Origin of the sequence: Pseudomonas sp. (genome assembly GCF_028293835.1) — a bacterium.
Taxonomy (GTDB): domain Bacteria; phylum Pseudomonadota; class Gammaproteobacteria; order Pseudomonadales; family Pseudomonadaceae; genus Aquipseudomonas.
Window position 1 is genome coordinate 1 of record NZ_JAQGNX010000064.1, and the last position, 26587, is coordinate 26587.

The window sequence follows — 26587 nt, forward strand, 5'->3', positions numbered from 1 at the left end:
TATAGAACGCGATTTTTGGCAACTGGTCGGAGTGGGATTTCAGACCGAACTCTTAGGGCGTTTACTCGGGGCGATGGGGTTGCTCGGCCTATGTTGGCATGCAACGTTAAAGGACGTTCGTAAAAGCGCCAAACAATACCCCATACGTTTCAACCGCCAGCGGCGTGAAGTCAGTTTCGTCGATGGCGATACTCACGAAGTACTAATCGTTCCATGGGAAAGCGTTGTGGCCTGGGTATCCCAATCAGAAATGGTCACCCAGTACGGCGCCGTCCAGATGTTCACGTTCGGCATGGGGCTTGAAGATGAAAAGAACGACACCGTGCAATTCGTTCTCGCCAGTAAACCGAGTCAGGCCCATGCCATCGGTACGTGGGAAGCCATTCGTTCGTACATGGAGCACGGCATTCCCAAGGATCGGGCCGGTGGCGCCGTAGTGTGGATGATAGGCCGTGAGTTAACCGAAGATGAATTGCGCCCATATGAAGGCCTCCACACTTGGGATGTTGAGCGGCGAATCAAAGAGGACTTGGGTAGCTTGCATATGGACATCACCGACGAGCGCATGGCCGAAATAGGCCTGGAACCCCGCACCCGCTGGCCACTACGCTGGTGGTACGTTCGCCGGGTGTTAACCTTTTGGAAAATGCCCTACATGCTTGCCGAATGGGGCCATAAAGCGGGTTCGCCTGTACTGCCCGAAGCGGTGCAGCTATGGTCACAACCTATCCCAACCGAACAATGGGCCAAACCCAGCGCCGCGCTGCAAAAAGCCACGCAGACCGTTCAAGACGCCATGCGTAAAAAAAAGATGCCGTTTGTCCATGCCTGCGAGTTGCTGGTTACAGATGTTAAATAAAAAATTGCAGTCTCCCAATAATGCCGCGACGTTTCATCTCCGGGATCGTTTGCCGAGGTCTATGGCAACAGTTATGGCGGTCACGGAAATGTCGGAACCGAAGGCTGCGATAGGCCGGTAGGCGGCGACTGAAACCTAAACCATCGCCGCCATGGCCACTGACGTCGCCGCCGTCCGGGTCTCAACCCCCAATTTGATGTAGATATGTTCTAAATGCTTATTCACCGTCCTGGGGCTAAGTTGCAAGATATCCGCAATGTCCTTGTTGGTTTTCCCACAAGAAACCCAGCGCAAGACTTCAATCTCCCGTTCGGTCAGTTTGAAGCGGGCGGACAATTTTTCGTTGGCCGGTTTGTTATCGAACCCTGTACTGGACAGCGATGGATTGCGCGCCGACTGCAGTATGCGAGCCGTGCGCAGGTGTGAGGCGACGCGGGCCAATACTTCGTTGCATTCGATGGGTTTGGTCACGTAGTCGATGGCGCCGGCTTCGAAGCCTTTGACCACGTGTTCGCTGTCGGTTAATGCGGTCATGAACAGCACCGGGATGGCGGCGGTGTCGGGCTGGGATTTAATCTGCCGACAGGTCTCGAAACCATCGAGTCCGGGCATCAGTGCATCGAGCAGTATCAAGTCCGGGCGGCGGCGCTGGATGCGGTTTAACGCGCTGATGCCGTCCAGCGCGACCAGCACCAGGTAGCCGGCGTCTTCCAACGCATCGGAGAGCAGCGCAAGGTTTTCCGGCGTGTCGTCGACAATGAGAATCACGCCCTTTTCAGCGTACGGAATCAGAGCGTTCATTGAGCGCCTCCTTTAGCTTGAAACTGAGTTCATCCAGGCGAAACCCTTTGGCTAGGGCGCGCATGTCGGCTACGAAGCTGGCGCTGGTTATGCTGTGGCGCTCATTTCTGTCGAGTTTGGTTTGAATCCCGCGCACGTAACCAAGGCCGCAGAGTTCATACAGCTCCTCAAGGTCCGCTCGGGGCGGCAATACCCATGGGGTTTTGCTCAGGGTTTCGATGCGCAGACGACGGACCCAATGCAATTGCAGGTGGCGCTGAATCAGGTCCAATAGTTGCGGAAAATGCACCGGCTTGACCAGATAGTCGTTACAGATCGGCGGTGTGGGTTGCTCCTTGTCGTCGGTCAGCGGATTGGCGTTGGCCGAAATGACAATGATCGGCGCCAGCGACGCCGCGTTGCGACGAATCAAGCGGCTGGTCTCCCAGCCATCCATGTCCGGCATGGACAGGTCCATGAGGATCAAATCCGGGTGCAGTAATGAGACCTGACGAATCGCCTCCTGACCATTGGCCGCTTGCGCCACTTCGAAGCCCAAGGGCACCAACATGCCGCTGATGATGTTGCGGTGTTCGATGTGGTCGTCCACCACCAGAATCAAACGGCGGTGTCCTTCATAGGCAATGATGTCGTGATCGCTGTGCACCACGGCTTTTGGCACCCGCACCTCGGATAAAAACAGCTTCACTTGAAACTGCGTGCCTTTGCCTGGCTCGCTGGTAACGGACAATGCGCCGCCCATCAATGCGGTCAACATTCGGGTGATGGTCAGGCCCAGGCCGACGCCGTTGTCCTGGCGCACCAGACCGCCGCGTTCGAAGGGTTGAAAGATCAGTTCGATCTGCTCTGGCGGGATGCCGATGCCAGTGTCGATGATGTCGAAGATCACTGTCTCCCGGCGATAGCTGACCCGTAGGCTCACCTCGCCGCTGTCGGTGAAGTTCACTGCGTTGCCCAGCAGGTTGATGAGGATTTGCCGCACACGTTTCTCATCGCCGCGCACTACGCCTGGCATCCGCCCGATGACCTCAAGGCGAAAGCCCAGGCCCTTGCTGCGGGCGGTGGGTTCGAACATCCGCTCCAGGTCGTGAATGAACTCCTGAAAGAGAATTTCCGAAGGCTCCAGCCGTAGTTTGCCGGCCTCGATTTTGGCCACGTCCAACAAGCCATCGATGAGGGACAACAGGTGCGAACTGCTACGGCGGATGGTCGCCAATACGTCTTGTTGGGCGAAGGGGGTGGTCGCGTCCCGTTGCAGAATTTGCGTGAACCCCATGATGCTGTTTAGCGGGGTGCGAAGTTCGTGGGAGAGGCCGGTGACGTAGCGACTTTTCGCCGCGTTGGCGGCTTCCGAGGCCTCTTTGGCTTTTTGCAAGGCTTGGTCGGTTTTGTAGTGGGCGTCGATTTCCTGCATGAGCAAGGCGGTTTGGCGATCCGATTCTTCCAGCGCCACCCGGCGACTTTCCCGGGTCAATACCACCCACCATGCCAGGATAGCGGCGAATACGCACAGGGTGAAAAACGCCTTGATGAACGCCACCCATAAGGTCTGGTGGACCGCTGGCGATTGCTGCAACAGGCCGTGGGATACTTGACTGAAAATCAGTGCCAGCGCCCCGGACAGCATCAATACCAACACGGTCAGCAGGCCAAGATAATGCGCCAGCCGTGAGTGCAAATACGTCTGCACCAACCGGGGGAAAAACCGGCTGACCACGTCTTCAAACTGCATCGACAACCGCGCCCGGGGTTTGCATTGGTCGGCGCAACGGGCGTCCAGCGAGCAACACAATGAACAGATCGGCGAGCCGTAGGCCGGACAATAAGCCATGTCCGGGGTCTCGAACGCGTTGCTGCACAAGCCGCAGGTCAGCGTGGCCTGCGGGCCTTGGGGGTAGAGCTGCAACGGATCGCTGCGCCGAGCGATGTAATAACGCCCCTTGGTAAGCCAGGCGATCAGCGGCGCAACGATCAGCGCGGTGATCAACGAGATCATCGGTGAGGCGGCTTCGGCAAGGTCGCCAAACACCCCAAAGTGCGCGAGCACCGACAACAGTGAGGCGAAAAACATCGCGCCGACCCCCACCGGGTTGATGTCGTACAGGTGCGCGCGTTTGAACTCGATGTAGCCCGGCGACAGGCCCAGCGGTTTATTGATCACCAGGTCGGCCACCAACGCGCCGATCCAGGCAATTGCCACATTGGCGTACAGCCCCAGTACTTGCTCGATGGCATCGAAGACCCCCAGCTCCATCAACACCAGAGCGATGGCGACGTTGAAAACCAGCCACACCACCCGGCCGGGATGACTGTGAGTAACGCGGGCAAAGAAGTTTGACCACGCCAATGACCCGGCATAGGCATTGGTCACGTTGATTTTCATTTGGGAAATGATCACGAACAGCATCATCGCGGTCAGCGCCCATTCCGGGGAGCTGAACACGTATCGGAACGCCACCAGGTACATCTGCGTCGGTTCTACCGCGCGCTCGATGGGCACTTCGTGTTGCAGGGCGAGGAATGCCAGGAACGCACCGCCGAGGATTTTCAGGGCGCCGGGGATGATCCAGCCTGGACCGGCCATCAGCAACGCGGCCCACCAGCGGTTGCGATTGCGCCGGGTTTTTTCCGGGAGGAAGCGCAAGTAATCCACCTGCTCGCCAATTTGCGTCACTAACGACAAGGCCACGCTGAATCCTGCGCCAAAAAATAGCAGATTGAAGGTGCCGCCTTCACCTTCACGCCCGGAGAAGCTGCCCAGTTGCATCAGTGCATCGGGGTTTTTCCAGATCACAAACAGGTAAGGCAGGACCAACAGCACCAGCCACAACGGCTGGGTCCACATCTGTAATCGACTGATCAGCGTGATGCCGTAGGCCGCCAATGGAATGACAATGATCGAGCACAGCACGTAGGCCAAGGCAATCGGGATGTGGAAATACAGCTCCAGGGCCAAAGCCATGATCGCTGCTTCCAGGGCAAAAAACAGGAAGGTGAAGCTGGCGTAGATCAGCGAGGTAATGGTCGAGCCGATGTAGCCGAAACCGGCGCCGCGGGTGAGTAAGTCCATGTCTACGCCATAGCGGGCGGCGTAGTAGCTAATGGGCAAGCCGGTGAAAAAAATCACCACGGCTGCGGCAAGGATCGCCCAAAAGGTATTGGTAAAGCCGTAACTCATGACCAGCGCGCCGCCGATGGCCTCCAGCGCAAGGAACGAAACCGCGCCAGCGGCGGTGTTGGCGATGCGAAATTCCGACCATTTTCGAAACGATTTCGGGGTGAAGCGCAGGGCGTAATCTTCCATCGTCTCGTCGGCGACCAGGCTGTTGTAGTCGCGGCGGACCTTGACGATACGTTGGGAACTGGAAGGGCGCACGAATGAGTTTCCTGAGGAGGAACAAGCGGAGCACAAGGTTTCAACAGCAACTTAGCAACTTCCATGCCGGTCAACCGGCTGGGTCAGGCCTGTTACGCGCTCGCGAATCAAGGATCGGCTGGGTGACGCCTGCGCCAGCATGCGCCGCGGCGCGCTTTTTGGCCCTACGTCAAATGACGTAGGGCGGTACGTCAAGCTGCGTATATTCCCTTTGCGCCGTCCCGCTCATGCTTGTTTCAACCTCGCTGCACCGTCTTTTCAGACGTGTTTGTAGCGAATCATAAGCACAGGAGCGGGAACATGGATTCACGACTGACAGGCGCGAAACGCTTTCTTCCTCGCCGATTGGCATTGGGCGCCGCTGCGCTCTCGCTGATTGCGGCTGGGGTGTTCAGCCAAGGGGTGATGGCCGATGACGCCAACACCACCGGGCTGGCGGTGACCCCGACGGAAGTGACAGTCGGTCAGTTGCACTCGGCAACCGGCACCATGGCTATTTCAGAAACCGGTTCGATCCAGGCCGAGCGTCTGGCAATTGACCAGATCAACGCCTCGGGCGGCATCCTCGGTCGGCAAATCAAGGTGGTTCAGGAAGACGGCGCATCCGATTGGCCCACCTTCGCGGAAAAAGCCAAGAAGCTCCTGGTGGGCGACAAGGTCGCCGCGGTATTCGGTTGCTGGACGTCCGCGTCGCGCAAAGCGGTGTTGCCGGTGTTCGAGAAAGAAAACGGCCTGCTTTACTACCCGACCTTTTACGAAGGGCTGGAGCAGTCGAAAAACGTGATTTACACCGGCCAGGAAGCGACGCAGCAAATCCTCGCCAGCCTGGACTGGATTGCTAAAACCAAAGGCGCCAAGACGTTTTACTTGATCGGTTCGGACTACATCTGGCCGCGCACCTCGATGAAGATCGCCCGTAAACACATCGAAAACGTCCTGCACGGCACCGTGGTTGGCGAAGATTACTACCCGCTGGGCAACACCCAATTCGGTTCGCTGATCAATAAAGTCAAACTGAAAAAGCCTGACGTGGTATTCGCCGCAGTGGTCGGTGGTTCAAACGTGGCGTTCTACAAGCAACTCAAAGCGGCCGGTGTGGATTCCACCAAGCAAACCCTGCTGACGTTGTCGGTGACCGAGGATGAATTGGTCGGTATCGGCGGCGAAAACATGGCGGGTTTCTACGCTTCCATGAAGTACTTCCAGAGCCTCGACAACCCGGCCAACAAAGCGTTCGTCGCGGCGTTCAAAGCCAAATACGGCAAGGATTCGGTCATGGGTGACGTGACCCAGGCTGCTTACCTCGGCCCATGGTTGTGGAAAGCCGCCGTGGAAAAAGCCGGTAGCTTCGACGTCGACAAAGTCGTCGCGGCATCGCCTGGCATCGAACTGACCAATGCCCCGGAAGGCTACGTGAAAGTTCACGAAAACCACCACCTGTGGAGCAAGTCACGCATCGGCGAAGTCCAGCCTGACGGCCAGTTCAAAGTGATCTACGAGTCCGGCCTGATTGAGCCGAACCCGTTTCCTAAAGGCTATCAGTAACAGTTGAAGCGACCGCGGCCTCTTTGACGTCGCGCTGTCGTGCCTCAAACGCAAAACCTGTAGGAGCCAACGTGTTGGCGAGGGGCTTGACGCGTTCAGTCTGGTAAGACGCCTCGCCAAAACGTTGGCCGCTACAGGTGGTTTGCATCAACCTTCACCTGGAGACCATCAACATGGAATGGCTATCGGAATTTGGTGCCATCGCGGCGATGCAGGGGTTCAACGGCCTTTCCGTGTTCTGCGTGCTGTTGCTGATGGCCCTGGGGCTGGCGATTATTTTCGGCCAGATGGGGGTGATCAATATGGCCCACGGTGAGTTTCTCACCATCGGCGCCTACACCACGTACGTCATGTCCAGTCTCACCACGCACTACCTGCCTTCAATGCAGCCTTACTACTTTTTCTTCGCCATCGCGCTGTCGTTCGTGGTGGCCGGTGCCATTGGTTGGCTGGTCGAGGCGGTGATGATCAGCCGCTTATACCACCGTCCGCTGGACACATTGCTCGCGACCTGGGGTCTGTCGTTGGTGATGCAACAAGCCTTCCGCTCGATCTTCGGCGCCCGGGAAGTCAGTGCGACGCCGCCGGAATGGCTGATGGGTGCGGTCAACGTCACCGACACCATCGAAATTCCACGCAACGGCCTGTTCGTCATGGCCGTGACCATTCTCCTGACCGCGACCATTTTCTGGATGCTGTACCGCACCCGCTGGGGCCTGCAAGTTCGGGCCACGGTGCAAAACCGCATGATGAGCCGTGCCGTTGGCATTAACACCCGCAAGGTCGACCGCATGACTTTTGCCTTGGGTTGTGGCGTGGCCGGCGTTGCCGGTGCGGCGTTTACCACCATTGGCTCGACGGGGCCCACCGCTGGCTCGCTGTACATCGTCGACACGTTTTTAGTGGTGGTATTCGGCGGCGCGCAGAGCCTGTTCGGCACCATCGCTTCAGCGTTCGCCATCGCCCAGACACAGTCGATCTCCGAGTTTTTCATGAGCGGTTCGATGGCCAAGGTCCTGACGTTGTCGGCGGTGATCCTGATTCTGATGATGCGCCCGCAAGGCCTGTTTTCCAGCAAAGTCCGCAAGTAGAGGCAGCCAGATGAAAGCGTTAAATAACATACTGGGCGGCAAGCAAGGGGTCATCGGCCTGCTGGTGCTTGCGCTGCTGATCCTGGTGGTATTCCCGTTGACCCTCGATGCCTTCCGTTTGGGCATGGTCGGCAAATACCTGACCTATGCGTTCGTCGCGGTTGGCCTGGTGTTGTGCTGGGGCTACGGCGGCATTCTCAGCCTGGGGCAGGGCGTGTTCTTTGGCCTTGGCGGCTATTGCATGGCGATGTTCCTCAAGCTCGAAGCCTCGGACCCCATCAGTACCAAAATCCAGTCGACGCCCGGTATTCCGGACTTTATGGACTGGAACCAGATCACTGAACTGCCGTGGCTGTGGGTGCCGTTTCACAGCTTCAGCTTCACCCTGATCGCAGTGGTTGTGCTACCGGTGCTGTTGGCGCTGATCATTGGGTTGGCGATGTTCAAACGCCGTGTTGGCGATGTGTATTTCTCCATCGTCACCCAAGCCATCGCGCTGATACTGACGGTGCTGATCATTGGTCAACAAGGGCTGACCGGAGGCATCAACGGCATCACCGACCTGAAAACCCTGCTCGGCTGGGACATCCGCACCGATGGCGCCAAGCTGGCGTTGTACTTCATCAATGCCGGGCTACTGTTCGGCTGCATCCTGATCGGCAAGTTCATCCTGGCCTCCAAGCTCGGCCGACTGCTGATGGCCATGCGCGACAAAGAAGAGCGGGTGCGGTTTTCCGGCTACGACGTCGCCAGTTTCAAAATCTTCGTGTATTGCGTGGCAGCGGCGTTTTCGGCCATCGGTGGTGCAATGTTCGCGTTGCAAGTGGGCTTTATGTCGCCGTCCTTCGTGGGCATCGTGCCCTCCATCGAGATGGTGATTTTCGCTGCAGTCGGCGGGCGCATGTCGCTGCTGGGTGCGGTGTACGGCTCGCTGCTGGTGAACTACGGCAAGACCTACTTTTCCGAGTCCTTTCCGGAGTTGTGGCTGTACTTGATGGGCGGATTGTTCATCGCCGTGGTCATGTATTTCCCAGACGGCCTCGCCGGTTTGTGGGAAAGCCACGGACGCGCTCGTTTAGACAAACTCCTCGGCAAACCTGCACCAGTCATCACCGCACCCGCCAAAGCCAAGGCCGTCGAAGCGCCTGCCGTCGTGCCTGTTGCTGAATCCCTGGAGACACAACCATGACCGCCGTAGGCTTCCAAATGCCCAAACCGGTGTTAGCCATAGAAGGCCTTACCGTGTCGTTCGACGGTTTCAAGGCAGTGGATGACCTCAACCTGTACATCGACCGCAATGAGGTGCGGGTGGTGATCGGGCCAAACGGTGCGGGAAAAACCACGGTGCTCGACCTGATCTGCGGCAAGACCCGCGCAACCAGCGGCAGCATTCAGTTCAACAACCGCGAACTGACCAAAATGCACGAGTACGACATTGTCCGCGCCGGGGTCGGCCGCAAGTTTCAGACCCCGTCGATCTACGACAACTTGTCGGTGTTCGAGAATCTGGAAATGTCCTTCCCCAAGGGCCGCAGCGTGCTGGGCGCACTGTTCTTCAAACGCACCGCCGAGGTGGTTGACCGAGTGCGGGAGGTGGCGGGTGACATTTTCCTCGGCGAGCTTCTGGAACAGCAAGCCGGGCTGTTATCCCACGGCCAAAAGCAGTGGCTAGAGATCGGCATGCTGCTGATGCAAGACCCCGAATTGTTGATGCTCGATGAGCCGGTGGCGGGCATGAGCGTGAGCGAACGTGCGCAAACGGCAGACTTGCTCAAGCGCATCAGTCAAGGCCGCTCGGTGTTGGTGATCGAACATGACATGGAATTTGTGAAAAGCATCGCCCACAAAGTCACGGTTTTGCACCAGGGCAAAGTATTGGCCGAAGGCAGCATGGAATCAGTGCAGAACAACCCAAAAGTCATTGAAGTCTATCTGGGCCACTAAGGAGCGCAGCATGTTCACGATTAACCGGCTGGCGTGCGGCTATGGCCAGAGTCAAATTTTGCATGACCTCGACCTGAGCGTGGCCAGGCAAGAAATCGTCGCAGTGATGGGGCGCAACGGCATGGGTAAAACCACGCTGTTCAAAACGCTTATGGGCATCTTGCCGCAATGGGGCGGGCAGATTCAGGTGGAAGGCGTCGAGGTGTCGGGCATGGAAACCCACTCCAGGGTCGCCCACGGCATTGCTTACGTGCCCCAGGGACGAATGATTTTCCCCGCCATGAGCGTGCTGGAAAACATCCAGACCGGACTGCCGGCGTCAGCCAAAGGCGTGGTGCCGGAGGACCTCTATACCTTGTTTCCGGTGCTGTACGAAATGCGTTCGCGACGCGGCGGCAACTTGTCCGGTGGCCAACAACAGCAGTTGGCAATCGCCCGAGCGCTGGCAACCAACCCCAAGGTCTTGCTGCTGGATGAGCCCACTGAAGGCATCCAGCCGTCGATCATCAAAGACATCGCCCGCACCCTTAAAGAGATCCGCACCTTGCGCAACCTGACCATCGTCGTCTCGGAGCAAGTGCTGTCGTTCACCCTGGAAATCGCCGACCGATTTCTGGTCATCGAAAAAGGCCGATTCGTCATCGAAGAAACCCGCGCTAACGTCGACGAAGCCACCATCAGCCGGTATTTGTCGGTTTAAAACAACGCCCCTATTACAACTGTAAGAGCCAACGTGTTGGCGAGCTTTTTTGCGGTGTACCCATTGCATCGCCCCGCCAACACGTTGGCTCCTACAGGGAACGATTACCTCAAGTAAGGAGATACGCCATGACCGAGACCCTCATCAAAGTTGATTTGAACCAGCCTGTCACCGAGAACGAGAACATTCACAACCGCTGGCACCCGGACATACCTATGGCGGCGTGGGTCAGGCCGGGTGATGATTTCATCCTGGAAACCTACGACTGGACGGCCGGTGCGATCAAGAACAACGATGACGCCAGCGATGTGCGTGACGTTGACCTGTCCACCGTGCATTACCTGTCCGGTCCGATTGGCGTGCACGGTGCCGAGCCTGGGGATTTGCTGGTGGTCGATCTGCTCGACATTGGCGCTCGGGCCGACTCCATGTGGGGCTTCAACGGCTTCTTCTCGCGCAATAACGGCGGCGGCTTTCTGACTGATCATTTTCCGTCTGCGCAAAAAGCCATCTGGGACTTCAAAGGCATGATGACCAGCTCCCGGCACATTCCGGGCGTTGAATTTGCCGGCCTGATTCACCCCGGTTTGATTGGCTGTTTGCCCGACCACAAAATGCTCGCGGACTGGAACAAGCGCGAGCAGGAACTCATCGACACTGACCCAATGCGCGTTCCGCCATTGGCCAACGCGCCGCTGGCCGCCACTGCGCACATGGGCAAGCTCAAAGGTGAAGCCCGCGACCGCGCTGCTGCAACCGGCGCCCGGACCGTGCCGCCCCGCGAACACGGTGGCAACTGCGACATTAAGGATTTGTCCCGGGGTTCGAAGGTGTTCTTCCCGGTCTACGTCGACGGCGCCGGTTTGTCGGTGGGCGATTTGCACTTCAGCCAGGGCGACGGCGAAATCACCTTTTGCGGTGCCATCGAAATGGCTGGCTGGGTGCACATGCGTGTGGAGCTGATCAAAGGCGGCATGGAAAAATACGGGATCAAAAACCCGGTGTTCAAGCCGAGCCCAATCGTTCCCAACTACAACAAATACCTGATCTTCGAAGGCATTTCGGTGGACGAAGCGGGCAAACAGCACTACCTGGACGTGAGCATTGCCTATCGCCAGGCGTGCCTGAACGCGATCAATTATTTGACCAAGTTCGGTTACTCGCCAGCCCAGGGTTATGCGTTATTGGGGTCTGCACCCGTACAAGGGCACATCAGCGGCGTGGTGGACATTCCGAACGCCTGCGCGACGTTATGGCTACCGACGGAAATCTTCCAGTTCGACATCAACCCTAATGCCAACGGCCCGACCCGGTTTATCGATGGCAGCATCGATTTGCCCATCGCCCACGACCTGAAACGTTAACGTCAATCCTCTAGGAGCCAACGTGTTGGCGAAGGGTTCGGTGCGGTATGTCAGGTATGCCGCCTCGCCAACACGTTGGCTCCTGCAGAAGTTAGCGGCAGCATCGCCTGTTTAAGGAATCAGCTATGCCAATGTATGAATACGATTGCCAACACTGCGGCGATTTTACCGCCATGCGGCCCATGGCTGAGAGCGGCCAACCATGCGCATGTCCGGCCTGTGGCGAATCCAGCTTGCGGGTGATCCTGTCTGCGCCTGGGTTGAGTTCCCTGGCGGGTAATACTCGGCGCGCAATGGAAACCAACGAGCGCAGTTCCCACGAACCCAAAACCGTTGCCCACTATCAGGAAAGCAAGCGTCACCCCAGCGGATGCGCCTGCTGCGGGCCCCAAAAAACCGAGCTACCCACCAAAGCCAATCCCCATGGGCTTAAAGGCAAACCGGCTGGCAGACCATGGATGATCAGCCACTGAGCTAGCTGGTCACGCAAAAAAAAGCCGCTTCTGCATTAACAGAAGCGGCGTTGGTGTATCACGCTGGAATTATCAGTGCATAAACAACGCGATCAGGATAATGATCGGGATCGGTACACCGAGGAAAAACAGAAGTAGTGAGCGCATGGTTAATCTCCTTGGTAAAAATTATCCAGTCGACTTAGCGAACCGGTGGCAGGTTGGTGGCTGCGGTGTAGGTTTCATTACTCGTCGACGAGGTGTCGTGCAGGTACACCACTGCATCCCGGCGGCGACCGCCCATGGTGGCTGCGAAGCTGGCGAAAAAGGCACCGCACAGCAGCGCAACGAACATCCACAATGAGGTGTAGGCAGCTACCTTAGCGGCGGTGTCCGCAGCGTTTTTAGCTGCCGTTTTGGCGTCATTTACCGCTTGGCGTGCCTGACCGTACACCTGGTCAACCCGCGCTTGAGCGTCGGCTTGGCTAAGGTTGGTACGTTGAGCAACTAACTGCGAAATGTAAGTGCGGTCATCGGCGCTCAACTGGCCGTCTTTGCTGTTGAGGGTCTTGGTGAAGATACGGAACACAACGCCGTGCGCAGCGTCATCGCTGACTGAAGCCGCACGGTCATCGCGAAATAGCGTATCGATGAAATAACCGGAGTCCTCACCGCCGCTGTTGCTGGCTGCACTGCCTGCGGCTTGAGTAGCTGCGCCAGCTACACCGGACGCTGCGCTCGCGCCGGCTTGCACGCCGCCGCTGACCATGCTGCCTACCGAACTGGCAATCAGCGTCGCTGCTACCAGGGTGGCCACTGCCCACGCCAGGAAGCCGTGAGCGGTATCGCGAAAGTACACTTCATCGCCGTGCATATTTGCCCATTTGACCCGCAAGCGTCCGGCGATGTAGCCGCCCATGCCCGAGGCAATGATTTGTGTCAGTGCCAACCAGACAATCGTCGATACGCCTATCCCTTTGGCACTCATCCCGCTGTCCGCCCACGGCGAAACTGCCGAAAAGCCGAGACCAAACCCCAGAATGACCAGAATTAACGACAGCGCCGCTGCGCCTGCCGCACCGGCGAATATGGCCCCCCAAGAGACTCCTGAGAGGCTTGCCGACTCCTGTGAGCCAGATGCGTATTTACCCGAGGATAAAGTCATTGTTGTTCTCTTCCGTGCGTGAATAAGATTGTTACAACTTTGCACGAAAGGAAATGCAGCAGCTGTGCCAGTGTCTGCTTTGTAAATAAATCGTTATTTTTCAACAGGTTAATAATTATGTAAAGAATGCAAGTCATGCATTTTGCAATAATGGCCAAAATCGTACGGGCGATATGCATTGTCGCGGCGGAGTGAGATCGTAGTTGGGCATGATTATTGATGTGAGAACCGTGAATTCTCTGCCGTTAATCCTGTCTCATCAGAGTCATTTCTAAGATTTTCAGCCTACACAGTAAAAACCAGCCTTCGACGCCGATTGGTTCGCGCGTTTTCTTATCGTTCGCATATAGTTTCCCTGCTGTTATGCATTTGATCCTGTTCTTCAAGAGGTTTCCCGCTCATGTTCCTTCATCGCCCCCTAGAAGAAAAAGACATCGATGTCATTTGCGGCTTTGCGCAGAGCGCTGACGAGTTGTTTTACATGTTCCCCAAAGCCACCTATCCCCTGACGCCAAATCAACTGCGCGACGCCATTGCGAGTCGCTCTGACTCTACGGTCATTGTGCAAAAGGGTGAGGTGGTCGGTTTTGCCAATCTGTCCCGTTGGGATTTTCGCGGGCGCTGCTCGTTGGGCAATGTGATTATTGCTCCCGGCACCCGTTCCCGTGGCGTGGGCAGCTACCTGATAGGCTGCATGATTGACCTTGCCTTCGACAAACATGAAGCCTTGGAGTTGACCGCTTCATGCTTCAACCATAACGTGCCCGGCTTGTTGTTTTACCCGAAGCTGGGCTTTCGCCCCTTCTCTATCGAAGAGCGCGTCGACAAACAGGGACATCGAGTGGCGTTGATCAATTTAAGGCTGAACAAACCGGAAGTCGAATCGATTCAGCCCTGAGTTATATGCGATGAACGGTAGGTGGAAAGGGCGCAGGCTCTTTCCGTTTCTGTTGATACAAATACACCCATACGAGTGCGTTCATTGAGAAGCTACATGTCCCGAACGGTTGATTAAACGTTTTTTCAATAAATTTAATACATCAGAACACTGCACTTGATATATGCACGCTTTAACTAGCCGCGTTGCAACCCTTTTACGCGTGAGGTATAAGATTAAATCCGTTCGCTAAAAGGGTGTCGATAATTTGGCGCCACGAGAACGTGATTGTAGTACATAAATAGAAGATCAACGAACTTCTTATTAACTGCCTAGTTTCCAGGAGGAACGATGATTGCATACAGGCTATCCACGTTGGAGTTACGCGGCATCATTGAGCGTGCTTTTCTGCCGTTGCGCTGCACGTGTTGTGTGGCGCCTGATTATTCAATGACTGTTCAGATTTCCGATCCGCACTCCGATCGAGTGGACTTACTAGTAACCGGCATTTCTTTGGAGAGACTCAACACCAGCAGAGACATCTCTGAACTGGTGGCTGAATTACGTTATGACCTGACTCATAGCGGTCAACTGCAGGGCCCAGTCCACGCGAAAGCGGGGTAATAGAGCCGTTCACCACGGACCGAGACGAGTCGTACGGTTCGGGTGAAAGGAGATTATCGAAGCATCATCCATTCATTAACGTCGATTGCATTGTCACAACGATCATTTTGACAACACGTTGCCTCTTGCGCAAAGCCGCTTGTAGGGTTGCTTAAACGTTTCAATACCCTTCGTTTTACTCTTCCTTCTGCTAGCCAATACTTTTTTTGTGCAAATTCTGGCCTTTTGTTCAATTACGCAGATGGCGTTAGAACTATATGGCTGCGCCATAGACGAATACATATGGATTGAAACGGAACCGCGCGATGACGCAGGTATTCAACCGTTCTGCCGACACTTGGCTGCGCCTGGGGTTGCTCGGCGTAATGGTCGGACTTATTGGGGGGCTCGCTGTGGCCTTGATCCTGGATCGCTCAGACTATCGGACTGACCGCGGCTGGGTAGTTGATCAGCCAGTTCCCTTTAGCCATGCCCACCACGCCGGTGAGTTGGGCATCGATTGTCGTTATTGTCACGGGTCGGTGGAAACATCCGCCGAAGCGGGTTTGCCGCCGACGTATACCTGCATGACCTGCCATTCGCAAATTTGGTCCGACAGCGATGTGCTCGAACCCTTGCGTCGAAGTTTGCGTGAACGCATTCCGTTGCACTGGCAGCGGGTCGCCAAGCTGCCCGATTACGTGTACTTCCATCATGCCGTGCATGTGCAGGCTGGGGTGGCCTGCGTCAGTTGCCATGGGCCGGTGGATCGCATGCCACTGTTGAGCAAGGCCGAACCTTTGAACATGGGACAATGCCTGGCCTGTCATCGAGACCCCGCACCGAATCTGCGCCCCCGTGAGCAGGTCACCCAGATGGACTGGTCCACCGATGAAGACCGGCGGCAAATGGGTCAGCGGTTGATGAAGGCTTATCACATCAATCCGGTTGGGTTGACTGATTGCGGGGTCTGTCACCGATGAGCGAAGCGCTGGATTTCGCCGCCCTGCGCCAGCGGCTTGCCGGACTCGGTGGGCAGGCCTACTGGCGAGGCCTGGACGCCCTGGCGCAAACTGAAGAAGCGCAAGCGTTGTTCGAAGCCGAATTTCCCGGCATAGCGCCGTTGCTGGACCGCCGACGATTTCTGCAATTAATGGCCGCCTCGTTGGCCATGGCCGGGCTCGCCGCGTGCGGTAGAACGCCTGAGGAAGCGGTTGCCCGGATTGAACAGCCGGAACAGATGATTCCGGGGAAGGCCTTGTGGTACGCCACCGCGATCCCGTTTGCTGGCTATGCGCAGCCAGTGTTGGGTAAAACTCGCGCAGGGCGTCCAATCAAGCTTGAGGGTAATCCGGAACATCCATTGTCGGCAGGCGCCTGCGATGGGTTTACCCAAGCTGCAATCCTTCAGTTGTATGACCCGGATCGTTCCCAGGCGCCACGCTTCAAAGGCCGGGAAACGGCGTGGACGAATGTGCAAACCGAACTGGTGGAACTGGCATCGGCTTTGGATGCCAAGGGGGGCCGCGGCCTGCACATCGCCTGCGGGGCCAGCAGCTCGCCGACCCTGGCCCGGCAATTGCGCGAATTGCGCCAGCGATGGCCGCAGGTGGCGTTTTATCACGCTGAACCCTTTGCTGACGGCGCACGGGTCGATGCTACTCGCCAGGCGTTCGGCCAACCGTTGATGCCACGCCTGCACCTGGAACAGGCTGAAGTGATCATCAGTCTGGATGACGATTTTCTCGGCCCTGGCCCGCTGCAAACGGTCCAGCAGCGCGGTTGGTCCCATCGGCGCAGGGCGGCCGCTTCCGGCGATGGCAGTGCCCTGCTGTATGTGGCGCAAAGCGTACCCGGTTTGACCGGCGCGGCTGCCACCGAATGCTTGCGGCTAGCCCCGTCGCGCATGGCTGACCTGACGCTGGCCTTGGCGCGGGCGCTGGATCAGGCGCCACCTGGGGAGTCGCGGCTCGACGCCGCGCAACAGGCGTGGGCGCAGCGTGCGGTCAGCGCGCTCAAGGCTCATCCAAAGCGCGGCCTCATCAGTGCCGGCAGCCAAACGTCGGTGGATGTCCAGGCGGCGGTGGCCGCCCTCAACCAGCATATTCAATCCCCGGCTGTGGATTACCAGGCGCCCGTACTGCTGGGTTACGCCAACGATGATCGCTGGCTGACCCTCGGTGATCTGGCGCAGCAATTGCTCTCGGGCGATGTCGAATGCCTGATGTTTTTCGACTGCAATCCACTGTACAGCGCACCGGCGGAATGGGCCTTGCTCGAACGGCTTCAGCAGGTGCCGTTGCGTCTGCACGTCGGGCTTTATTACGATGAAACCGCCGCGCAGTGCCATTGGCATTTACCCATGAACCATCCGTTGGACGGCTGGAGCGACGCCCGGGGCAGTGACGGCAGCGCCTGCATTGTGCAACCGCTGATAGAACCCATGTACGCCACCCGAACCCTGCATCAAATCATCGGGTTGCTGCTGACGGGTAACGAAACCGATGCCTTGAAAGCACTCCACGACAGTTGGAAGCAGTTGGACGCCGGGCAATGGAATCAAGCGTTATCTCAAGGCTGGATTGATGGGGCGTCATCTGCCAAACCAGTGCCCGTAGCCCAGGCGGTAAACCTGCAACTGCCGGTGCAGGCTGAGGGCTTGGAGGTGCTGGTAAAACCTGACGCCTGTATCTGGGATGGGCGTTTTGCCAACCTCGGCTGGTTACAGGAATTGCCCAAGCCCATCAGTAAACTGACCTGGAGCAATGTCATTGGCGTCTCGCCAGCACTGGCCGAACGCATGGGCTTGAGCAACGGCGACGCACTGCGTATTGAGCTGCCGGGGCAATCGATCACAGGCCCGGCCTGGATCGAGCCGGGGCAAGCCGATGAGGTGGTTGCGCTGTACAGCGGGTATGGCCGCAGCCGTGCCGGCCATGTGGGCAACGGCTTAGGCTATTGGGTGCGGCCGCTGGCACCGGGGTCGTCGTCAACGGTGGCGGTGCAAAAGGTTGAGGGTCGCTTTGCCTTGGCCAGCACCCAGACCCACCATCGCCTCGCGCCAGACGACACGCCGCCGATCCTCAGTGTGCCGCGCCGAGCCGCAGTGCTACCAATGAAGGAAGCGTCCGCCACCCTGTATCACTCTGCCGTCACCACCCAGGAGAAAGGCGACGGGCCGCAATGGGGCATGGTCATCGACCTGGACCTGTGCACCGGCTGCAACGCCTGTGTGGTGGCTTGCCAGGCGGAGAACAATATTGCCGTGGTGGGTGCCGAACAGGTGGCCCATGGGCGCACCATGCACTGGTTACGCATCGACCACTATTACCAGGGCGACATCGAGGCGCCACGCTCCAAATTTCAGCCGCTGCCCTGCATGCATTGCGAGCAAGCACCCTGTGAAACCGGTTGCCCGGTCAACGCTACCGTGCACGGGAGCGATGGCCTGAATCAGATGGTCTATAACCGCTGTATTGGCACCCGCACCTGTGCCTCTTACTGCCCGTACAAAGTCCGGCGCTTTAATTGGTTCGACTGGAACGCTAATGCCGCGCCGTCGATTCAGGCGCAACGCAACCCTGACGTTACCGTGCGCGCTCGCGGGGTGATGGAAAAGTGCACCTATTGCATCCAGCGCATCAGCGCCGCCCGCATAGACGCGCGGATCGCTGCCGGGCAGGGCGGCGATGACGCCCCGAACCCGGCCTACGAAGTCACCACGGCCTGCCAACAAACCTGCCCGAGCCAGGCCATTCAGTTCGGCAATATTGCCAGCCCAACCAGTGCCGTAAGCCAGTCCCGACGATCCCCACGTCATTACGCATTACTTGAGGACTTGAACACCCGGCCGCGCACGACTTATCTGGCGCAGATCGACGACCGCGATCCGGACCTTGACCATGGTCAATGAACCCGTTGCCCATGACACCGCGCATTTTTTGCCGCTGGATTTGAGCGACCAGGAAGTATCGCGTCGGGTATTCGGACCGATGCAGTATTTCGTTCGACGCACTGCCTGGCGCTGGCTGTTCGGTATCGGCGTGCTGCTGCTGGGGCTGTATGCCGTGGCCGCAGGCACGTTGCTGTGGCGCGGGGTCGGTGTGTGGGGCAATAACCAGACGGTGAACTGGGGTTTCGGCATCATCAACTACATCTGGTGGTTGGGTATCGGTCACGCTGGCACTTTCATTTCTGCGCTGTTATTGCTGATCGAGCGCCCGTGGCGACACACGCTGAATCGCTTGGCCGAACTGATGACCTTGATGGCGGTAATTTGCGCTGCGCTGTACCCGATTTTGCACTTGGGGCGGCCTTGGCTGTTTTACTGGACCATGCCATACCCCAATGAAATGGGATTGTGGCCGCAATACAAAAGCCCCACCGCCTGGGACATGTTTGCCGTGGTGACGTACCTGTTGGTGTCGATGATGTTTCTGTTCGTCGGCGCGCTACCGGATTTCGCCACTGCTCGTGACCGCGCCCAAGGTCGCGGTGCGCAGGTGTTCTACGGGATGCTGGCCCTGGGCTGGCGTGGCTCGCAACGGCATTGGGCTTTGTGGCGGCGCACCACACGGGCGTTGGCGATGCTCGCGATTCCACTGGTTTTCGCCGTGTCCAGCGGCTATTCATTTTTGATGACCATGGGCGTACAGAGCGGTTGGCATTCGACCTTGTTCCCGCCGTACTTTGTCGCCGGCGCGGTGTTCTCGGGATTCTCGCTGGTGGCCTTGATCGCCATCGGCCTGCGCTGGTTGCTGTGCATCGAAGTGCTGATTACCCCGCGCCACCTGGACATGCTGGGTCGCTTGATGTTGGCCACCGGACTGATGACCGCCTACGGGTATTTGGCCGATCTGTTCATTCCGTTCTATTCCGGCGAGGCCCATGAAATCGAGGTGCTGATGGCGCGCATGACCGGACCGGATGCCTGGAGCTTTTGGCTGGCGGTGCTGTGCAATGTCGGGGTATTGCAAGCCTTGTGGTGGCACCGGGTCCGGCAAAACCCCAAGGCGTTGGCGGGCGTTGCGCTGGCGGTGTTGATCGGCATGTGGGCCGAGCGTTACATGCTGTTGATACCGCCTCAAACCCGTGACCATCTGGTCTCGGCGTGGGGGCAATACGCACCGACGCTCTTTGACTGGGCCCTGTTCGCCGGCAGTTTCGGGGTGTTCCTGGTGCCCTTCAGTCTGTTCATTCGTTGGCTGCCGATGGTCTCGGCGTTCGAGGTCAAACAGTCATTGCACGCTGAGCGCCAACAGCGGGAGGCCGACCATGACTGAGCGCCCGGCGGCCCATGATCTGCTGGCGCAATTCGCCAATGGCCAACAGTTGGTAGCGACGACTCGTCTGGCATGGGCATTGGGCTACCGAAAGATGGACGCCTATGGGCCGTTTGCGCTGCAAGCGCTGGAACCTTTATTGCCCCAGCAAGCCTCCCGGGTGCCGTGGAGCGCCTGTGCTGGCGCAGTGGTTGGCGCGTTGCTGGGGGTTGGCATGCAGATCCTGCCCGCGCTGACATACCCCTTGAACATTGGCGGCAGGCCGCTGATTGTGCTCCCGTCGCTGATGGTGGTGACCTTTCTGATGAGCGTGCTGTTCGCCGCGTTTGCAGCATTTTTGTCGCTGTTCCGGGGTTGCCGTTTGCCGCGTTTGCACCACCCGATATTTGCCGCCGATGAATTCGAGCGTGCCAGCGACGACCGTTTTTTTCTGTGCATTTACGCCGATGACGGGCAATTCGATGCCCACACCACCGGCAACTGGCTGCGGGAACAAGCGCTGCACGTCAGCGAGGTGCCGCGATGAGCGCCTGGGTGTTGCCGCCGCTGATCCTGACGGGATTGATCCTGCTGTGCGGCGGCTGCGATGACATGTCCCATCAGCCCAAAGCGTTGGACAATCGGCCCACCCCAGGCCTGCATGAACTCGCGCCACCCACTGGCACCGTTGCCCGTGGTGAGTTGCAGGATCAAGCCAAACTGAGCGACCGCCCGCCCATGGACGCTGCATTGCTGGCTCGCGGCGAGCAGCGTTACGGCATCTACTGCACGCCGTGCCACGGCCTGTCGGGCCTGGGTGATGGACGCATCGTGCAGCGTGGTTTTTCCGCGCCGCCGCCGTTCACCGACGAGCGCCTGAGTGCCGCGCCCGACGCGTATTTGCTGCAAGTCATCGCTCAGGGACACGGGCTAATGTACGGCTACGCGGCGCGGGTTTCGCCGGCTGACCGCTGGGCCATCGTCGCGCACCTGCGGGTACTGCAGTTCAGCCAACACGCGCAGGTATCACAACTGCCAGAGGCGCTGAAACAGTCGCTGGAATCAGCGGGGCAGGCGCGATGAGCCTCTCCCGTCTGGAGCGCTGTTGCTGGGTCCTCGGCGCAGTCCTGCTGCTGTTATTGCTGCTGCTGTCCATCTGGCAGCCGGCGATGGTCGCTGCCGCAACCTTGCCCGCAGCAGTGGCGATTATCAACCTGACGTTAGGCTGTTTGCTGCTGGCGATGGTCGTGCCACTGATGAGGGGCGCCTGGCAACCGCTGTTGCTGCGCGGTCTGGGTCTTGGGGCCAAAGGCGTGCCGCTGATTGTGCCGTTGCTATTGCCGGTATTGCTGGGCGTACGCCTGATATACCCATGGGCCAATCAGCTTGAATCGGGGTTTCGTGGCGTTTGGCTGTCGCCCTTGGGGTTTTGTCTGCGCAGTCTGATGTATGCAGCTGTCTGGTGGGCAATTCAGCGGCGGGTTGGCCGCGATGCCCGGGGATTCCCGGCGGGGCTGATCATGCACGTGTTGGTGGCGAGCCTGGCGGCGGTGGATTGGCTGATGTCGCTACAGCCCTCATTCTTCTCAAGCCTGTTTGGCTTGCTGCAAATCGCCCGGCAACTGCTCGACGGACTGGCGTTTGCCGGATTGATTGCATTACTGACCCAGGCCGGTTTGCGCCTGGATATCTTGCGCGGACTGTTGGTGGTGGGGTTGGCGTTTTGGTTGTACTTGCACGCTGTGCATTACCTGATCATCGCCTCGGTGAATCTGCCCAACGAAGCGCAGTGGTACTTGCTGCGGCAAGGGGGTGAATGGGCGGTCGTCACCATTCTGCTGATGTCCGCTCAAGTTTTTTGTCTGCTGTGGCTGGCCTCGCCATGGGGGCTGCGGCGCAATGCGTTGTTAGCAGTTTGTGGCCTTGTTTTGCTGCTGGGCGCAGTGGAGGCACTGTGGATGTCGCTGCCCTCACTGCCGGCCATGACAGGCTTCGCGCCGTTGGCCATGGCGTTATTGGCGCAAGTGGCCTATGCCGCCATCATGGGCAGTTGGCTGCTGCGGGCCTGGCGGCGCGAGATCGCTGGAGGCGCCCATGGCTGACAAGGCGCAATCAAACCCGCTGCGCAGGGACCAGGAGCAGGGCTACCAAGCCGATGCGGTGGACCCGCGCAAGGTCTGGGCGACGGTGGGTGTACTGCTGCTGACGGTATTGCTGTGCTGGGGCGCGATTGCCTGGCTGGTCAATTCCCTTGAAACCCGCCACGCGGCGTTTCGCTTGCCCATGAGTGAACTCGAACGGGAGCATCTGTTGCCGCCGGAGCCGAGGTTGGAAGCTCAACCGAGGCTTGATGGCATTCGCTATCGTCAGCAAGCGCTACAGCAACTGAACAGCTATGGCTGGGTCGATCAGCAACAGGGCATCGCCCATATTCCACTGAAACAAGCGCAGCAGCTGATGTTGCAGCAGGGCTGGCCGGGGCATGACGCCGGACAACCGGGAGAGCGCCATGGGCCTTGATGCGCGCTGGTTTTTCATGGGGCTGCTGCTAATCGGCGCGCCGCTGGTTGCCGCTGCCGCCACGCCATTCGACCCGTTTGCCGCAGCCGGTATCGACACCCGGCAAGTGGGTGCGACCCTGCCCCGTGACCTGACCTTTGTCGATCAGTCAGGTCGGTCAGTGCACTTGGGCGATATTCTGGATAAGCGACCCACGCTGCTGGTGCCGGTCTATTACCGCTGTCCCAACGTGTGCGGCGCGGCGCTGTCGAACCTGTTCAGCCAGCTGGAAAATGTGCCGTACAAACTGGGCGCGGATTACCAGGTCATTGCGTTCAGCTTCGACCCTCGGGAACACGACGATGCGGCGCGGGAAGAGCTTGAGAAACTGGTTAAGCACTGGCCCAGGCTGGCCCATGACCCCGCGTTACATTTACTCACCGCAACGGCTGAAAACAGCACAGCGCTAGCCGGGGTTTTGGGTTTTGGCTACCGCTTCGACGACGTTCAGCAGCAATACGCCCACAGCTCGGCCGTGGCGGCCATAACCGGTGACGGGCGCTTGTCACGCTGGTTATATGGCCTGGGTTATCAAGCCAGCGACCTGCGTTTGGCATTGACTGAAGCCGGGCAAGGCCGACTGGGCGCGGTCAAAGAGCAACTGCTGTTGCTGTGCTACCACTACGACCCGAGCAGCGGCACCTACAGCAGCCGCATCATAGTTCTGCTGCAAATAGCCGGCACCTGCCTGGTGCTGGTCATGGGCCTGTTCATCGGCGGCTCGCTGCTGCACGAACGCACGCGCAGCCGCCGGGATCTAGAGGCGCCGCGCGATGATTAATGATCAGTTCATGCGCCTGTGGCCCGAGCAGGCCTCGTTATACGCCGGGCAGGTGGACCGGTTGGTGATCGCCTTCACGGTGATGATGGCGTTCTTCGTGTTGCCAGTGCTGGTAGCGCTGGGGGTGTTTATCTACCGTTACCGACGGGGGAGGCCAGCGGATCGCGATCACCGACCGGAAACCAATATGCACGTTGAAATAACCTGGATTGTTTTGCCGTTCATCGGCGCCATGGTGGTGTTCGGTTGGTCTGCATACCTGTTTTTTCAGGCACGGACGCCGCCGGATGACGCGCTGGAAGTGCAAGTTACCGCGCGCCAATGGATGTGGAAATTTCAGCACCAGGGCGGCCAGCGCGAGATCAACACCTTGCACGTTCCGGCACGTCGTCCAGTCAAACTGACGATGATTTCCGAGGACGTGATCCATAGCCTGTTCTTCCCCAGCCTGCGGATCAAACAGGACGTGCTGCCGGGTCGTTACACCATGCTCTGGTTCGAGGCGCAGCACAGCGGGACGTATGAGGTGTACTGCGCACAGTTTTGCGGCTCCGATCACGCCTCGATGCTGGCGCGGTTGGTGGTGCTGGATCCTGCGGACTATCAAAACTGGCTGCAAAGCAGCGGCGGGCATGAAGACTTGGCGGCCCAGGGCAAGACCTTGTTCCGTCAGTACGGTTGCAGCGGATGCCATGCCAGTCAGAGTACGACGCCCATAGCGCCGCCTCTCGAAGGCCTGTTCGGGCGCCAAGTGGCCTTGAGCGACGGCACCCATGTGCTGGCGGACGACAGTTATCTGCGCGACAGCATCCTGTTGCCGCAAAAACAGGTGGTGGCCGGTTATGCGCCGATCATGCCCACCTATTCCAATTTGCTCGACGAAGACGCTATTCAGCGCCTTGTGGCGTACATCCGCTCGCTTGCCGACCATGCGCCTCAGGAGGCCAAATGAAACCATCCAGCGGCGTTGCGCCGGTGAACTACCTGAATGCGAAACAGGGGTTGTTGTCCTGGTTTTTCACCGTGGACCACAAGCGCATCGCAGTGTTGTACATGATCGCGGTGACCTTCTTTTTCTTCGTCGGCGGCTTGGCTGCGAGCCTGATTCGCATCGAACTGATTACCCCGGATGGCGACTTGTTGAGTTCCGACGGCTACAACCGCGCGTTCACCTTGCATGGGGTGATCATGGTCTGGTTTTTTCTGATTCCCTCAATTCCCAGTGTGTTCGGCAACTTTCTCGTCCCGATCATGATCGGCGCTCGAGACATGGCGTTTCCGCGGCTGAACCTGGTGAGTTGGTATCTTTTGGTGGGCGGCGGCTTGTTTACTTTGCTGGCGCTGTTGCTGGGCGGGGTGGATACCGGATGGACCTTTTATACGCCGCTATCAACCATGTTCAGCAACGGCCATGTGGTCTCGGTGATTTGTGGCGTTTTCGTTGCCGGCTTTTCGTCGATTTTTACCGGGATCAACATCATCGCCACCGTGCACACCTTGCGTGCGCCGGGTATGACGTGGATGCGTTTACCTTTGTTTGTATGGTCGATGTACGCGACCTCAATCATTTTGGTATTGGCTACTCCAGTGCTGGCCGTAACCTTGCTGTTGTTGGCGGCGGAGAATTTGTTTGGTATCGGCGTGTTTGATCCGAAGCTGGGCGGCGATCCGTTATTGTTTCAGCATTTGTTCTGGTTCTACAGCCACCCGGCGGTGTACATCATGATCCTGCCCGCCATGGGCGTGGTCAGCGAGTTAATCACCGCGTCCGGGCATAAGCGGATTTTCGGCTACAGCTTCATTGCCTGGTCCAGCGTCGCGATTGCGGTGATCGGCTTCCTGGTCTGGGGGCATCACATGTTTGTCTCCGGGCAGTCGATGTACGCCAGTCTGTTCTTTTCGTTGCTGAGTTTTCTGGTGTCGATTCCTTCAGCAATCAAGGCGTATAACTGGACCGCCACCTTGTACAAAAGCGACCTGACGGTGCATGCGCCTTTTCTGTTTGCGCTGACCTTCATCGGACTGTTTTTGATCGGCGGCGTGACCGGGCTGTTTCTGGCGCTGTTAGCGGCCGACCTGCACGTGCACGACACTTATTTTGTGGTCGCGCACTTTCACTACATCATGGTCGGCGCAGCGGTGGCGGGGTACTTCGGTGCGCTGCATTTCTGGTGGCCGAAAATCACCGGACGGCTGTACTCCGCACTGTGGGGCAAGATCACCGCAGTGTTGATTTTCTGCGGTTTTAACCTGACGTTTTTTCCGCAGTTCTTGCTTGGTTATCTGGGCATGCCCCGGCGCTATCACAGCTACCCGGCGGATTTTCAATTCCTCAATGTGTTGTCTTCAGCAGGTGCTTCTATCCTGGCGCTGGCCTACGTGCTGCCGTTCTTCTATCTGATCGCTTCATTGCGCTATGGCGACAGGGCGCCGATGAATCCCTGGGAGGCGGCTGGCCTGGAATGGCGCATAGCGTCACCGCCGCCGACGCATAATTTCAGTGGCCCGGTAACCGTGGATTTTGAGGCCTACGATTATTCGCCGGGGGCGTCCCGTGAACCGCTCTGAGCTGCAGCCCCAACCGCAACCGGAAGACCCCTTTGTCAGTTGGAAGCAACAGCGCGAGGCTGCGCAACTGGGCATGTGGTTGTTCCTCGCCAGCGAGGTGATGATGTTTGGCAGCTTGATCATGATCGCTTGGTTCTACCGGGCCGAGCATCCGGACGGCGTTGGCGAAGCGGTCTCCAGGTTGCACTATCTGTTGGCAGGCGGTAACACCGCGCTGTTGCTCACCAGCAGCTTGTGCATGAGCTTGGGATTGGAGGCGGCGGGGCGCCTTGAGGTGAGCAAGCTACGTCGCTATTTATTGTTTTCGGCGCTGTTGGGATTGGGGTTTCTCGGTTGCAAGTTACTGGAATACGGCCTTGAGTTTAACGAAGGCTTACTGCCAGGGTTTGGCCTGGATTCACCGCTGCAACTGCCGTCGGCGCGACTGTTCATGGACCTGTATTTCTTCGCCACGTTTTTGCACGGTATTCATGTGCTGGTGGCAGTTGGTTTGGGCCTGCACTTGTATGTGGGCCTGAAGCGTCGCTGGGTCGAACTGCCCCAGGGCAGCGTGCGCATCGAGATGACCACCTTGTATTGGCACTTGGTGGATGCCATCTGGGTGCTGCTGTACCCGTCTCTTTACCTGATCGGGCGCTGAG

General features: G+C 58.3%; 24 protein-coding genes. 21 read left to right on the plus strand and 3 right to left on the minus strand.

All coding sequences use genetic code 11. From position 1 onward, the window contains the following. Positions 1 to 859, plus strand: an 859-nt coding sequence (locus JWR17_RS07310) for a DUF6708 domain-containing protein (protein ID WP_299829793.1), incomplete at its 5' end; no start/stop codon positions are given. A gap of 135 nt (positions 860 to 994) precedes the next feature. On the opposite strand, the gene JWR17_RS07315 is transcribed toward JWR17_RS07310, so the two are convergent. Together JWR17_RS07315 and JWR17_RS07320 are read right to left on the minus strand one after the other, a co-directional pair. After that, positions 995 to 1660 (minus strand): response regulator, encoded by a 666-nt coding sequence (locus JWR17_RS07315; protein ID WP_299829794.1) that lies wholly within the window; start codon positions 1658 to 1660, stop codon positions 995 to 997. Next, the gene (locus JWR17_RS07320) at positions 1635 to 5036 is read right to left on the minus strand and encodes an ATP-binding protein (RefSeq protein ID WP_299829795.1); all 3402 of its coding nucleotides are present in this window, start codon (positions 5034 to 5036) and stop codon (positions 1635 to 1637) included. Before JWR17_RS07320 ends, JWR17_RS07315 begins: the two co-directional genes overlap by 26 nt. 300 nt (positions 5037 to 5336) lie before the next feature. Between JWR17_RS07320 and urtA the strand changes: the two genes are divergently transcribed. The 7 genes from urtA (at position 5337) to JWR17_RS07355 (ending at position 12153) form a co-directional block, all read left to right on the plus strand. Further along, positions 5337 to 6581: an urea ABC transporter substrate-binding protein gene (urtA, locus tag JWR17_RS07325; protein WP_299829797.1), complete on the plus strand. Its 1245-nt coding sequence runs from the start codon at positions 5337 to 5339 to the stop codon at positions 6579 to 6581. A gap of 173 nt (positions 6582 to 6754) precedes the next feature. Continuing rightward, positions 6755 to 7672, plus strand: a complete 918-nt coding sequence (urtB, locus tag JWR17_RS07330) for an urea ABC transporter permease subunit UrtB (RefSeq protein ID WP_299829799.1) — start codon at positions 6755 to 6757, stop codon at positions 7670 to 7672. A 10-nt stretch (positions 7673 to 7682) separates the two neighbouring features. After that, positions 7683 to 8861 (plus strand): urea ABC transporter permease subunit UrtC, encoded by a 1179-nt coding sequence (gene urtC, locus JWR17_RS07335; RefSeq protein WP_299829802.1) that lies wholly within the window; start codon positions 7683 to 7685, stop codon positions 8859 to 8861. Continuing rightward, complete coding sequence (urtD, locus tag JWR17_RS07340) at positions 8858 to 9616, plus strand: urea ABC transporter ATP-binding protein UrtD (RefSeq protein WP_299829804.1); 759 nt, start codon at positions 8858 to 8860, stop codon at positions 9614 to 9616. Before urtC ends, urtD begins: the two co-directional genes overlap by 4 nt. Positions 9617 to 9626: 10 nt before the next feature. Further along, positions 9627 to 10316 carry an urea ABC transporter ATP-binding subunit UrtE gene (gene urtE / locus JWR17_RS07345; RefSeq protein ID WP_299829806.1) on the plus strand — a complete coding sequence of 230 codons (690 nt, stop codon included), beginning with the start codon at positions 9627 to 9629 and terminating at the stop codon, positions 10314 to 10316. A 128-nt stretch (positions 10317 to 10444) separates the two neighbouring features. Beyond that, entirely contained in the window at positions 10445 to 11680 is a 1236-nt protein-coding gene (fmdA, locus tag JWR17_RS07350) for a formamidase (protein ID WP_299829807.1), read from the plus strand. Between the two features lie 125 nt (positions 11681 to 11805). Then, positions 11806 to 12153 (plus strand): zinc ribbon domain-containing protein, encoded by a 348-nt coding sequence (locus tag JWR17_RS07355; protein ID WP_299829809.1) that lies wholly within the window; start codon positions 11806 to 11808, stop codon positions 12151 to 12153. Positions 12154 to 12334: 181 nt separating this feature from the next. Here the strand turns inward: JWR17_RS07355 and JWR17_RS07360 are convergent, their stop codons facing one another. Further along, complete coding sequence (locus tag JWR17_RS07360) at positions 12335 to 13297, minus strand: hypothetical protein (protein WP_299829811.1); 963 nt, start codon at positions 13295 to 13297, stop codon at positions 12335 to 12337. 400 nt (positions 13298 to 13697) lie between these two features. Between JWR17_RS07360 and JWR17_RS07365 the strand changes: the two genes are divergently transcribed. The 13 genes from JWR17_RS07365 to JWR17_RS07425 all read left to right on the plus strand — a co-directional run bounded on the left by JWR17_RS07365 (position 13698) and on the right by JWR17_RS07425 (position 26586). Further along, positions 13698 to 14195, plus strand: a complete 498-nt coding sequence (locus JWR17_RS07365) for a GNAT family N-acetyltransferase (protein WP_299829813.1) — start codon at positions 13698 to 13700, stop codon at positions 14193 to 14195. 330 nt (positions 14196 to 14525) lie between these two features. Next, positions 14526 to 14798 carry a DUF1652 domain-containing protein gene (locus JWR17_RS07370; RefSeq protein ID WP_299829815.1) on the plus strand — a complete coding sequence of 91 codons (273 nt, stop codon included), beginning with the start codon at positions 14526 to 14528 and terminating at the stop codon, positions 14796 to 14798. 305 nt (positions 14799 to 15103) lie between these two features. Beyond that, complete coding sequence (locus JWR17_RS07375) at positions 15104 to 15760, plus strand: ammonia-forming cytochrome c nitrite reductase subunit c552 (RefSeq protein WP_299829816.1); 657 nt, start codon at positions 15104 to 15106, stop codon at positions 15758 to 15760. Next, entirely contained in the window at positions 15757 to 18690 is a 2934-nt protein-coding gene (locus tag JWR17_RS07380) for a TAT-variant-translocated molybdopterin oxidoreductase (RefSeq protein WP_299829818.1), read from the plus strand. The genes JWR17_RS07375 and JWR17_RS07380 overlap by 4 nt, the downstream gene beginning before the upstream one ends. Then, entirely contained in the window at positions 18680 to 20059 is a 1380-nt protein-coding gene (gene nrfD, locus JWR17_RS07385) for an NrfD/PsrC family molybdoenzyme membrane anchor subunit (RefSeq protein WP_299829820.1), read from the plus strand. The genes JWR17_RS07380 and nrfD overlap by 11 nt, the downstream gene beginning before the upstream one ends. Next, on the plus strand, positions 20052 to 20585 hold the full coding sequence (locus tag JWR17_RS07390) for a DUF3341 domain-containing protein (RefSeq protein WP_299829822.1): 534 nt from the start codon (positions 20052 to 20054) through the stop codon (positions 20583 to 20585). Before nrfD ends, JWR17_RS07390 begins: the two co-directional genes overlap by 8 nt. Continuing rightward, positions 20582 to 21121 carry a cytochrome c gene (locus tag JWR17_RS07395; RefSeq protein WP_299829824.1) on the plus strand — a complete coding sequence of 180 codons (540 nt, stop codon included), beginning with the start codon at positions 20582 to 20584 and terminating at the stop codon, positions 21119 to 21121. Before JWR17_RS07390 ends, JWR17_RS07395 begins: the two co-directional genes overlap by 4 nt. Continuing rightward, positions 21118 to 22140, plus strand: coding sequence for a hypothetical protein (locus JWR17_RS07400; protein WP_299829826.1), 1023 nt, complete (start codon positions 21118 to 21120; stop codon positions 22138 to 22140). Before JWR17_RS07395 ends, JWR17_RS07400 begins: the two co-directional genes overlap by 4 nt. Further along, complete coding sequence (locus JWR17_RS07405; protein ID WP_299829828.1) at positions 22133 to 22558, plus strand: hypothetical protein; 426 nt, start codon at positions 22133 to 22135, stop codon at positions 22556 to 22558. The genes JWR17_RS07400 and JWR17_RS07405 overlap by 8 nt, the downstream gene beginning before the upstream one ends. Continuing rightward, complete coding sequence (locus JWR17_RS07410) at positions 22548 to 23378, plus strand: SCO family protein (RefSeq protein WP_299829829.1); 831 nt, start codon at positions 22548 to 22550, stop codon at positions 23376 to 23378. The genes JWR17_RS07405 and JWR17_RS07410 overlap by 11 nt, the downstream gene beginning before the upstream one ends. Beyond that, positions 23371 to 24330: a cytochrome c oxidase subunit II gene (gene coxB / locus JWR17_RS07415; protein WP_299829831.1), complete on the plus strand. Its 960-nt coding sequence runs from the start codon at positions 23371 to 23373 to the stop codon at positions 24328 to 24330. Before JWR17_RS07410 ends, coxB begins: the two co-directional genes overlap by 8 nt. Further along, positions 24327 to 25946 carry a cbb3-type cytochrome c oxidase subunit I gene (locus tag JWR17_RS07420; protein ID WP_299829834.1) on the plus strand — a complete coding sequence of 540 codons (1620 nt, stop codon included), beginning with the start codon at positions 24327 to 24329 and terminating at the stop codon, positions 25944 to 25946. Before coxB ends, JWR17_RS07420 begins: the two co-directional genes overlap by 4 nt. Beyond that, positions 25933 to 26586 carry a cytochrome c oxidase subunit 3 gene (locus tag JWR17_RS07425; RefSeq protein WP_299829836.1) on the plus strand — a complete coding sequence of 218 codons (654 nt, stop codon included), beginning with the start codon at positions 25933 to 25935 and terminating at the stop codon, positions 26584 to 26586. The genes JWR17_RS07420 and JWR17_RS07425 overlap by 14 nt, the downstream gene beginning before the upstream one ends. The last annotated feature ends 1 nt before the right edge of the window (position 26587 follow it).